Source organism: Cyclobacterium jeungdonense (genome assembly GCF_010994275.1).
GTDB classification, from domain to species: Bacteria; Bacteroidota; Bacteroidia; order Cytophagales; family Cyclobacteriaceae; genus Cyclobacterium; species Cyclobacterium jeungdonense.
Genome location: NZ_WMCD01000001.1, coordinates 597,154 through 609,113 on the forward strand (window position 1 = coordinate 597,154; position 11,960 = coordinate 609,113).

Annotated in this window: 4 protein-coding genes and 2 tRNA genes; 2 read left to right on the plus strand and 4 right to left on the minus strand. The window is 43.0% G+C overall.

The window, feature by feature from the left end; genetic code table 11:
- Positions 1-4 precede the first annotated feature (4 nt).
- Complete coding sequence (locus tag GKS34_RS02250; RefSeq protein WP_163383180.1) at positions 5-1,618, minus strand: ABC-F family ATP-binding cassette domain-containing protein; 1,614 nt, start codon at positions 1,616-1,618, stop codon at positions 5-7.
- Between the two features lie 72 nt (positions 1,619-1,690).
- Positions 1,691-2,923, minus strand: a complete 1,233-nt coding sequence (locus GKS34_RS02255; RefSeq protein ID WP_163383181.1) for a multidrug effflux MFS transporter — start codon at positions 2,921-2,923, stop codon at positions 1,691-1,693.
- Positions 2,924-3,298: 375 nt separating this feature from the next.
- On the opposite strand from GKS34_RS02255, the gene GKS34_RS02260 reads away from it, so the two are divergent.
- Positions 3,299-10,516, plus strand: coding sequence for a malectin domain-containing carbohydrate-binding protein (locus tag GKS34_RS02260; protein WP_163383182.1), 7,218 nt, complete (start codon positions 3,299-3,301; stop codon positions 10,514-10,516).
- A gap of 257 nt (positions 10,517-10,773) precedes the next feature.
- Here GKS34_RS02260 and GKS34_RS02265 read toward each other — a convergent pair.
- Positions 10,774-10,845 (minus strand) — tRNA-Glu (locus GKS34_RS02265).
- A gap of 30 nt (positions 10,846-10,875) precedes the next feature.
- Positions 10,876-10,947 (minus strand) — tRNA-Glu (locus tag GKS34_RS02270).
- Between the two features lie 224 nt (positions 10,948-11,171).
- On the opposite strand from GKS34_RS02270, the gene GKS34_RS02275 reads away from it, so the two are divergent.
- Positions 11,172-11,807, plus strand: coding sequence for a peroxiredoxin (locus GKS34_RS02275; RefSeq protein WP_163383183.1), 636 nt, complete (start codon positions 11,172-11,174; stop codon positions 11,805-11,807).
- The last annotated feature ends 153 nt before the right edge of the window (positions 11,808-11,960 follow it).

Consider the following 11,960-nt stretch of genomic DNA (forward strand, 5'->3'; position numbering starts at 1 on the left):
ATATTTAATGGTACATTTTTTCCCTTAATGCCTTAATTTCAGAATCTTCAAGGTACGACTCGTAATCCATTCGCCGATCGATGGTGCCTTTAGGTGTAAACTCGATGATCCGGTTGGCTACTGATTGAACGAAAGCATGGTCATAAGACGAAAACAATAGAGTTCCCGTGAAATCGATCATGGCATTGTTAAGGGCATGAATGGACTCCAGGTCCAGGTGGTTGGTAGGCTCATCCAATACCAGAAAGTTTGGGTTCTGTAACATCATTCGGGATACCATGCACCTCACTTTTTCTCCACCCGATAATACAGAAGCCTTCTTCAGAGACTCTTCGCCGGTAAATAGCATTCGTCCCAGAAAAGTTCTTACATAGGCTTCTTCCTGATTTTCGCTGTATTGGCTCAACCAATCAATCAGCTTTAAATCCGAATCGAAAAAGGCAGAATTATCGTTGGGCATGTAGGCTTTATTGATGGTGACTCCCCATTTGAAACTTCCGGATTGCACGGGAATTTCTTCCATGATCGTTTGGAAAAACTTGGTGACAGCCTGCTTCGTTCGGGATAAAAAAGCAATTTTATCCCCTTTGTCAACCATCAGGTTTACGTCGGTAAAAAATATTTTCTCTCCATTTTTTAATTCCAACTGATCTGTCAGCAATAATTGGTCTCCTGCTTCTCTTTCCGGTTTAAAGATAATGCCGGGGTATTTTCGGGTGGACGGTTTGATTTCGTCCACATTCAGTTTCTCGAGCATTTTCTTCCGGGCAGTCGCCTGTTTGGATTTGGACACGTTTGCCGAGAAGCGCTCTATAAAAGACTGAAGCTCTTTCCGCTTCTCTTCCGCCTTTTTATTTTGATCTGTCTTTTGTTTTGCGGCGAGTTGGGAAGATTCGTACCAAAACGAATAGTTTCCGGAATAGATGTTGATTTTACCAAAATCGATATCTACGATGTGCGTGGCTACCTGATCCAAAAAATGCCGGTCGTGGGACACCACGATCACCAAATTTTTGAAGTTGATTAAGAAATCCTCCAGCCAACCGATGGTTTCGGCATCCAGATCATTGGTAGGTTCATCCAGAATCAGAATGTCCGGATTGCCAAACAAGGCTTGCGCCAGCAATACCCTCACTTTTAGATCTCCGGAAAGGTCTTTCATCAACTTACCGTGGTAAGTCTCACTTACACCCAGACCGGACAATAGAGCGGCAGCGTCACTTTCTGCATTCCATCCATCCATCTCAGCAAAATCCGCTTCCAATAAAGCCGCTTTGTTTCCATCTTCTTCCGTAAAATCCTCCTTCATGTAGATAGCATCCTTTTCTGTCATGATATCAAAAAGCTTTTGATGTCCCATGATTACGGTACGTAGTACTTCTTCTTCTTGAAAGGCAAAGTGATCTTGCGATAACACCGCCATTCGTTGACCCGGGGTGATGTTTACAATGCCCGAAGTACTGTCGATTTCTCCGGTGAGAATTTTTAGGAAAGTGGATTTTCCAGCTCCGTTGGCACCGATCACACCGTAGCAGTTTCCAGGAGTAAACTTTAAGTTTACGTCTTCGAAAAGTGTCCTTTTACCAAACTTTAAGGATAAATTATCAACTGAAATCATTGTCTGTACTTTCTGAGAATTTTAATAAAGCGCAAAGTTAGAAAAATAATTGAGCATCACCTATTTTCCCGTTCACCTGGGAGACAGCCTTGAATTCTTTTTCCTCCAGGTATACAATTCTCCGGTGGAATGGTAGTAATGAATCAAGACCAGGCCGGCTAACAGGATGCAACCTGCCATAAGCAGTATCATTGGCATGGCAGTGCCGTTATGAAAAATACTTACAAGACCTGAGATCAGCCCCCCAAAAGACATGCGCATAAAGCCCATCATAGCGGAGGCACTCCCGGCGTTCTTTTCAAAGGGAGCCAGCGAAATAGCAGCCGCATTCGGTACACTTAACCCATGGCCGGTGAGAAAAATAAACATCATTGCTATCAGCATCCAAACGTTAAAGACACCAGTACCTACACCGGTGATAATTACCAACCCAACAACCAATTGGTAGGAGAGGGCAGTAATAACGATCGTTCGGTTGCTAAAGTGATTCAGTAAAACGTGGTTAAGTTGGGTGGCTCCGATCATAGCTACGGACAAAAAAGCAAAGAGCCAGCCGTATTGAGTGGCTGTCAATCCGTAGATGTTGATAAAAACATCGGATGAACCCGCTATGTAAGCAAAAGGGGCTGCCCCTGCAATGCCTCCTACCAGGATGTAGGTTAAAAACTGCTTGTTTTTTAATACGTCAAGGTACTTTCTAGTAACTCTGCCTAGTCTTAACGAAAGGTCCGGGTCCGGGTCTGCCCCATCCGGCAACTGCCATTTGCAGGCCAGAATAATAGCGGTACAAATAGCTGCAAGTAAAATAAACATCCAGTGCCAGTGAAAATGGGCTGTCAGATAGCCTCCTAAGGTGGGAGCAATCATGGGAGAAACGGCGATTACCAGGGTGAGCATGGCCAGTGCCTGCGCAATTTTATTGACTGGAAATAAGTCGCGAACCAGCGCTTGCGCAGCCACCATACCCACACAGCCACCTACGGCCTGAATAAACCGCATCACTATCAACGAATTTACGGAAGAAGTAAAGGCACAACCAACTGAGGCAACTACATAAATCCAAAGACCGGCATACAGGGGCTTTTTTCTACCAAATTTATCCAGCAAAGGGCCGTAAAAAAGTTGTCCGATGGCAATCCCTATTAAATAACTGGTGAGGGAAAGCTGCACATTGGAAATGCTCGTATTCAGGTTTTCCGATATAGCGGGAAAGGCCGGCAGATACATATCTACCGAAAAAGGGCTGATGGTGCTCAACGCACCCAAAACCAAAACCAGAATAAAATAATTTTTTTGTTCTTTCATAAGAAATCACAAAAATAGCTATTTAAATAAACTTACAGGCTTTTTGCGGTTAAGAAAGAAAAAGCGAAACTATCAAAACAATAAAAATGTATTTTAAATAAAATAAAACGTTTTTTACCATTGACATTATTAGATTAAATGTTTAATATTGTGTTGTTAAAACAGCATAATACTTTTAAAATTTATAATTAAACAGTTTTACAATTTAATCTTCCGTAATTCATGGGAACAGTAAAATCAAATTCTATTTTATTTTTTTGGCTCATAATTTTTATTGGTATATCTCATCAAAATTATGTTTTTTCTCAAAACGCCAGCTTCAACCAGACTTCTCTGAATTTTAACGGTTTTCAGAACATTAATTTGGGGACATCCTTGCAATTCGGTCCAGATGAAAGACTTTATGTGGCTCAGCTAAAAGGAGAAATTAAAATTTACACCATCGAAAAAGAAGGCCCCAATGAGTACAATGTGGTTGGGGAAGAAATTTTATTGGGAGTGAAAAGTATTCCCAATTACGATGACAACGGGCTGTTAGCTTACGACAATAGGGGAAGCCGGCAAATCACCGGATTGACCGTAGTTGGCACGGCCCAAAATCCGATCATTTATGTGAGTTCCAGTGATCCTAAATGGGGCGGCCCCAGCGGGGATAAGTTGCTGGACACTAATTCTGGAGTCATCACCCGTCTTAGCTGGACAGGCGAAACTTGGGAAGCAATGGATTTGGTTCGTGGCTTGCCTCGATCAGAAGAAAATCACTCTACCAACGGGTTGGAATTTACCATGATCAACGGCAAGCCGTATTTATTGGTAGCAAGTGGTGGATTGACCAATGCCGGAGCCCCATCGAAAAACTTTACCTACATTACTGAGTTTGCGCTTTCAGCTGCCATTTTGAGTATAGATCTTAATGCCCTTGAAGCCCTACCTACAAAAACAGATACGCATTCGGGTCGGTCCTTCAAATACGATATCCCTACATTGGATGACCCGAGTAGGGAAAATGTAAATGGAGTATATAATCCGAACGACCCAAATTACGATGGAATAGATGTCAATGATCCGTTTGGCGGAAATGACGGGTTGAATATGGGAATGGTTACCTTAGACGGGCCGGTGCAGATTTATTCACCAGGATACCGGAATTCGTATGATTTAGTAGTGACCGAGGACCGAAAACTTTTTGTAACCGACAACGGTGCCAATATCAATTGGGGCGGGTTACCTATCAACGAGGGAAATGCCTCGCTTGTAAGCAACGAATACGATCCAGGAGAACCGGGTGCCAGCCCCTTAAATCCTTCCGCTGATGGAGAATTTGTAGACAATCAGGATCACTTATTGCTGGTAACCACCGATTTGGATGCCTATACGCCGGGAACTTTTTACGGAGGGCATCCCACGCCGATTAGAGCAAATCCCGGCCAGCCTTATCAAGCGGGATCTCCGTTTCCCTTCGAACCCGGAGGTGCGGGTTTGTACACAAAATTTGTTGGTGATAACAATAACTACGCGAATATTACTCCTGCTTTTTCTCCCACAGATAAATTCAGAACTCAAATTTTGGAGCCAGTAGCCCCCGGGCAGACTGGGTTTGATGAATACGCAGCGAATAGCCTTCCTGCAAACTGGCCTCCGGTACCTCAAAGCAGAGCAAATGCAGCAGAGGCGAATTTTATTGCACCTACTTTGGTCAATGCCAACGGACCGCAACCCAGTATCGTTACTGTTTTTCCAAATAATTCCAACGGCATTGCCGAGTACAAGGGGACTAATTTTGATGGGGCGCTGAAAGGATCCCTGGTCGTCGGAAAAAACGGAGGCACCCTACACCTGATTCATCTAAATGGAGATGGGTCTCTTAAGGAGGCTGAATTTAGTAAATGGAATTTGAATGGAGGAAATGCTCTCGGCATCGCCACGAATGGGGATGCTGAAATTTTTCCCGGCACCATATGGGTAGCCACTTTTGATAATAGGATTATGGTGCTCACTCCGGCAGATGATGTATTCTGTATTGCCGTAAACGATCCCGCATTCGACCCTAATGCAGATTATGATCACGATGGCTATTCCAATCAAGACGAGTTGGATAATGGCACAGATTATTGCTCTGGCGGTTCTGCACCGGATGATTATGACAAAGACTTTGTTTCTAATTTGAATGATTTGGATGACGATGGAGATGGTATTTTGGATGCCGATGACCCATTTCAAATCGGCTATCCTACCGATTTGCCTTTGGAAAACCAATTATTCACCAACCAATCAGATGATTCCGGAGATGAGTTTGGATTCTTAGGATTAGGATTGACCGGATTGATGAATAATGGGGATGAGAATCCAAACTGGTTGGAGTGGCTGGATAAAGGAAACGCTTCTCCTGGTCCTCCAGATATTTATGGTGGAACTGCCGGTGCCATTCAGGTTTCGATGACTGGAGGAACAGCTAACGGAACAGCTAATGATCAGGAAAAAGGGTTTCAGCTGGGTGTTAACGTCGGAATTGAAACGGGTACTTATATAATTTCCTCGGGCCTAATCGGATTGTCTTCCCCTGGACAATTGTATGACTATGCCGGGGATGGTGAGGTAGGTATTCAGATAGGAGACGGTACGCAAAGTAATTTTATCAAATTGGTCTTTACCAAAGATGGAATCACTGCTGTTCAGGAGATCGACGATGTGGTAGCAGCCGAATCGCTTTTCCTTGAAATCCCTGTTGATCAGCGCGCCGATGCCAATACCCTTCTCGAATTGTCTTTTGTGGTAAATCCGATGGAAGGTACGCTAGAGCCACGATATACCTATAATAATGATCCCGCCACATCATTGGGAACCTTGAATGCCGGTGGGGCGGTATTAGAAGCCATTCAGGACTTGTCGAAGCCCCTTGCGATTGGCATCTACGGATCTTCTCACAACAGTCTGGAGAGCTTTATAGGTGTATGGAACTATTTCAAAGTTAGTGGGGAAATCCCCTATACTATCCGGACCTTACGGGATGTGAATCGACTGATAGGCGATCCGGATGTGACGGTCAATCTTGATGAATATTTCAATGATAATGATGGTGTCAATAACCTGACTTATTCGGTTTCTGGAAATACCAATCCAGCGGTCGCTACTCAGGTTGAAGACAACCTTCTTCGCATAATGACTCCGAGTGATGAAGTGACAGCTAACCTTACCGTCCGAGCTACTGATTCCAACGGGTACTATGTGGAACAATCCTTTGCCGTTACCATAGAACAGGATTTTGAAATTTTGTTACGAATTAATGCAGGAGGTAGCCTGCTCAATGGAGAGGACGGTTCACCTAACTGGCTGGCCAATAGTATCACTGGTCCGGAGCAAACAGACCTGTTTTCTGTTTCCGGTGGCAGAAGCGCTACCAATTCATTTAATGCAAACCAAAGACACGAGTCCATTCCTGATTACATATCGGATACCCAATACGTACAGATTTTCAATAAGGAAAGGTATGGCACAGAGGCAAGTATGGAATATCGAATTCCTCTACCAAACGGGGAATATTTTGTGAATTTGTATATGGGAAATGGCTTTGCAGGTACATCTACACCGTTGCAACGCTACTTTGGTATTCAAATCGAAGGGAAAACGGTTGCGTCCTCCTTTGATTTAATAGAAGCATTTGGTCACTTGGTTGGCGGTATGAAACAGTATGAGGTATCTGTGTCTGACGGAGAACTTAACATTTCATTCCTGAAGCAAAAGGAAAACCCGCTTGTGAACGGTATTGAAATAATAGGTAAACCTATTCAGATTCCAATTGAATTTACTGCCGTTGAGGATCAGATAAATTTCTCGGGATACGAGCTGGACGGAAGTATGTTTGTGGCAGCCTCTGGAGGAAATGGAAACCTAAGCTATTCTTCAGAAGGATTGCCTCCTGGCGTGTACCTTGAACCAACCAATGGAACCATTTATGGTAAAATAGCGGAGGACGCTCTTGCAAATAGCCCTTATCGTATTACCATCACTATTGATGACGAGGATGAAATTCATTCTGATGCCGAATCATTTAATTTTACATGGACCATCAGTCCGGATCTGGTGGATCAGGAATGGCATGTGAAGAATGAAAGTACTTCGTATGCAGGCCGGCATGAAAACAGTTTTGTACAGGCTGGGGATAAATTTTATTTAATGGGGGGACGAGAAAGTGCCAAAACCATTGATATTTATGATTATTCTAAAGACGAGTGGCGTTCCCTTCCCAATATTAACCCGCATAGCTTTAACCACTTTCAGGCCATTACCTATGAAGGGTTGATTTGGGTTATCGGAGCTTTCCAGACCAATAATTTTCCTAATGAATTGCCGGCCACTCATATCTGGATGTTTGATCCAGTTGCTGAGGAATGGATACAAGGGCCGGAAATTCCCGAAAACAGACGAAGGGGATCAGCGGGTGTGGTTGAACACAGAGGTAAATTTTACATAGTAGGAGGCAACACGGATGGCCATGACGGTGGTTACGTGAGTTATTTTGATTCCTTTGATCCAAAAACAGGCGAATGGACTGTTTTAGAGAATGCTCCGAGAGCGCGTGATCACTTCTTTGCGGTTACTATCGGAAGCCGCTTATACTTGGTATCAGGTAGGCAATCCGGAGGAGCCGGAGGAACTTTTGCACCGGTATTACCTGAGGTGGATGTATATGATTTTAATAGTCAAACTTGGAGCACACTTCCGGAAGGACAGAACCTGCCCACACCGAGAGCAGGAGCGATTGTCAATAATTACCTGGATAAATTGATCGTTGCGGGTGGAGAAGTGGATACCAGTTCTGTTGCATTGAATACTACTGAAATGTATGATCCACTTAACCAAACCTGGCAGACTTTAAGTTCGCTTAATTTTGGGAGGCATGGTACTCAGGGCATTGTATCTGGAAAAGGATTGTTCGTATTGGCAGGTTCTCCCACCAAAGGCGGAGGAAATCAAAAGAACATGGAATTCTTTGGTTTCGATCAACCGGCTGGTACTAAATTGGTAAAAAGTAAATTGGTTGTGCCTGATTCGGTCAGGTTTAAAAAGGGGCAGCCCAAAGAAATCGAGGTAGCGCTTGATAACGGAAATACCGGTTTGTGGATCAGATCTATCAGTCTTACCGGGCCAAACGCGTCAGATTTTCTTATCCTGGAAGGAGAAACTGTGGAAAATGTATTCTGGGAGCCTGGCCATCGTTTTACATTGGCATTGGATTATGAAGGGGAGGCTCTTGAGGGAGTCGCCAATCTTGTGATAGATTGGGGCAAGGAAGGTCAAACCATCGTACCGCTACTGGGAGATGGCGAATTCGAAGAGGTATCTCTTTATTACAATGCCGGAACGTCCAATAATGTGCAATTTGGGGGCAATACCTATCTTGGGGATGTGAGTCTTACGAATATACATAATGGAGGCTCTGTTTACAGTAACTCCAACCTGGCAACGGATGCTCTTTATCAGACCGAACGGTTTTCAACACATCTAATTTACCAAGTGCCCGTTCCAAACGGAGTCTATACCGTGACTACGCATCATTCGGAGACCTGGTTTGGTAAACCAGGAGGAGGTACCGCCGCAGCAGGTAAAAGGGTCTACGATATTGCATTGGAAGGTACGGTTGTCAAAGATAATTTGGATTTATTCGTAGAGAGTAATAACCAACCCTTAGCTCTTGTGTTTGAAAATGTGGAGGTTAACGATGGCGTCCTTCATTTGGATCTAATTGCATCCAGTAACAACGCATCCATTTCAGGATTTTCCATCGTCAACGAAGGAGAATTAGGAACTGTTCCGCTGGCATCAATCAACGCCTCTGTTTTGTCAGGCGGAGCACCCCTGGAAGTTAATTTTTCGAATGAGATAAGTAAACCTTCGGATTTTACTTTTTTCTGGAATTTCGGAGATGGAAGCTTCTCAGCAGAACAAAATCCAACACATGTTTTTGAAACTCCAGGAGAATACCAGGTGAGCCTAACTGTGTATAATAGTTCGGGTGATCAGGCATCCGATCAGGTAACTGTAACGGTATTAAGCCCAAATTCTTTTTCAATGCATGTAAATGGAGGGACAAATAATTCCACGACCTATAATGGGAATGAATTTTTAGGTGAAAACAACGTAGAAATTAGTTTTTCAGGTTCCAATACCTTTAGTAATAGCAGTGCTGGAAATCCCCCCTTGTTTTTAACGGAGCGGTTTGGTAAAAACTTCACCTATTCGATACCGGTGGAAAATGGACTCTATACTGTTAAAACATACCACAATGAATTGTGGTTTGGCAAAAGCGGTCCGGCCGCAGCTCCGGGGCAACGAATATATTCCATTCTATTGGAAGGAGAAACGGTAAAAAACAATTTGGACCTGTTTTCCGAATACAACAATCAACCCACCGAACTGACATTTGAAGCAGTGGAAGTTAGGGATGGTGTATTAAACATCAATTTGGTGGCTCAGGAAAATAATGCAACCATCTCTGGATTCTCCATCGAATCGCTATCAGATGCAGCCCTTCCGCCCCAAGCGGTCATATTGGCTAGTGCCACAGAGGGCGTTGCTCCTATAGAAGTGTCCTTCAATGGATCGTCTTCCAGTGGTGAAAGCGCACTGAGTTATGCATGGGATTTTGGTGATGGAGGCAGTAGTCTGGAAATTAACCCAGTTCATGAGTACATCACTGCCGGAACCTATGAGGTGCAATTGACCGTTACGGATGAAAATGGAGGTTCTGATTCAGAACAGATTTCTATTAACGTTTGGGACGAAGCGCCTTCCTGGTCATTGAGTCTAAACACGGGAACTGCGAATTCTGTCAGCTATGAAGGCAGGGACTTTGTGGGTGATCAAAACTATCCTGAATACTATTCCAGCAACGGTAGGTTTACAAATACCTCTGCAAGCAGTATCCAACTATTCCAAACAGAAAGGTATGGTCAAAATATGGCCTACTCTATACCGGTTGAAAACGGGACTTACAGGGTGCGCACCTATCATAATGAATTATGGTTTGGAAAGGCTGGTCCTTCTGCCGGTCCAGGTAAGCGAGTTTTTGATATCCAGATTGAAGGAAAGTTGGTTAAAAATGATTTTGATATTTACATCGAAAGTAATAACCTGCCTACGGAGCTGGTATTCGAAAATATAGAAGTTTTGGATGGTATTTTAAATCTGAATTTCTCGGCTTCACAAAATAATGCCAATATTTCAGGTATCGTGTTAGAAAGGGTTAGTACGAAAGTAGGTACTGGTGGAAGTGGTGCCAAACTGTTCGTTCATGACGATTCCGGGGCAGAAATGGAATTATTTAACACAGGCTCCTCGAGTTTCCCTTCAGTGAAACTTTATCCAAATCCTGCAAGTGCGGAAGCATTCGTGAGACTGGAAGGGGATATGCCGTTGGACTGGATTGGAATTTATACCTTAAGCGGGCAACAGGTTATGATGTTGAATGTACGGGATAGTGATCAACCGGAATACGCCTTACCAGTAGCACGGTTGGAGCAGGGAGTATATTTGATTCGGTTGATTTCCAAAGAAGGGGAAGTTCTACAATTAAGGCTGATTGTGAATCGATAGTGAGTTTACGTACCTAATAACAAAAAAAGCCTGGTCTAGCGATCAGGCTTTTTTTGTTACAATCAATGGACTTGTTTACATATTAATTCTGGTATGAATCACGGATCAAATTTTTAAAAAAAAATTACTGTTTGAAAAAACAGTTGGAACCTAAACAAAAAAAACCTGGTCAAGAGACCAGGTTTTTTTATTCACTTTAACCACTAACAACCACAAATAAGATTCACCTGTCTAGGACAGATAAATCCGATTTGTTGTAGTCCGTACGGGAATCGAACCCGTGTTTCATCCGTGAAAGGGATGCGTCCTAACCCCTAGACGAACGGACCCTTAAGAAAAAAGAACTGTTAATAAATCTGTAGTCCGTACGGGAATCGAACCCGTGTTTCATCCGTGAAAGGGATGCGTCCTAACCCCTAGACGAACGGACCATTTTGTCGAAGAATTAGCTCTTTTCTAAAAGGTGTTGCAAATATAGGGCCTTTCAATAATAAACCAAAACCCACCAAAAAATTATTCGGTGAAGATTGGACAATCCTTTGAAAATTAGCGATTAAATTTAAAAATCTTTAAAAAAGGTTTGATTCAACAAACTTTTTTCCACCAGCAACCGTTTCCCTACTAAATCTATAGAATAATTTAAACCAAAATAATTATGTCATTACGATTAGGAGATATTGCACCGGATTTTACCGCAGATTCCTCCGCTGGTAAGATTAATTTTCATGAGTATCTGGGAGATAGTTGGGGGATTCTTTTTTCCCATCCTGCCGACTATACGCCAGTATGTACCACTGAGCTTGGCGCAGCAGCTAAGTTAAAAGACGAGTTTGACAAAAGGAATGTCAAAATGTTGGCCTTAAGTGTGGATGGTGTTGAAAGTCATAAATCCTGGATAAAAGATATTAACGAAACACAGCACACGACAGTAAATTTCCCCATTATCGCCGATGAGGATAAAAAGGTATCTGAACTGTACGACATGATTCACCCCAATTCCAATGAGAATTTTACTGTACGTTCAGTTTTTATCATCGGAAATGATAAGAAAATCAAACTGATCATAACCTACCCCGCAAGTACGGGTAGAAATTTTGACGAATTACTTCGTGTGATCGACTCATTGCAACTAACAGCCAATTACAGCGTGGCGACCCCGGCCAACTGGAAGCTTGGTGAAGACGTGGTCATAGCTCCGGCCATTAAAAATGAGGACATTCCAGCCAAATTCCCAAAAGGACACAAGGAAATCAAACCCTACCTGAGAACAACACCGCAACCAAACCTCTAACCAACTAAAAAAGGATGACCATAATCATCCTTTTTTTTTTCACCCTATACCTGGAAAAAACACTGTTTTTCCATGTCGGCATCTACTTGTATTTGTTGATGCCAAATCAGTCTTCTATTTTTATTCCTACTAAGAGAAAATTCATTACTTTAG

Excerpts from the sequence above, each read along its gene's own strand:
- GKS34_RS02250 (WP_163383180.1), bottom strand. The coding sequence starts at position 1,618 with ATGATTTCAGTTGATAATTTATCCTTAAAGTTTGGTAAAAGGACACTT.
- GKS34_RS02255 (WP_163383181.1), bottom strand. The coding sequence starts at position 2,923 with ATGAAAGAACAAAAAAATTATTTTATTCTGGTTTTGGTTTTGGGTGCG.
- GKS34_RS02275 (WP_163383183.1), top strand. The coding sequence starts at position 11,172 with ATGTCATTACGATTAGGAGATATTGCACCGGATTTTACCGCAGATTCC.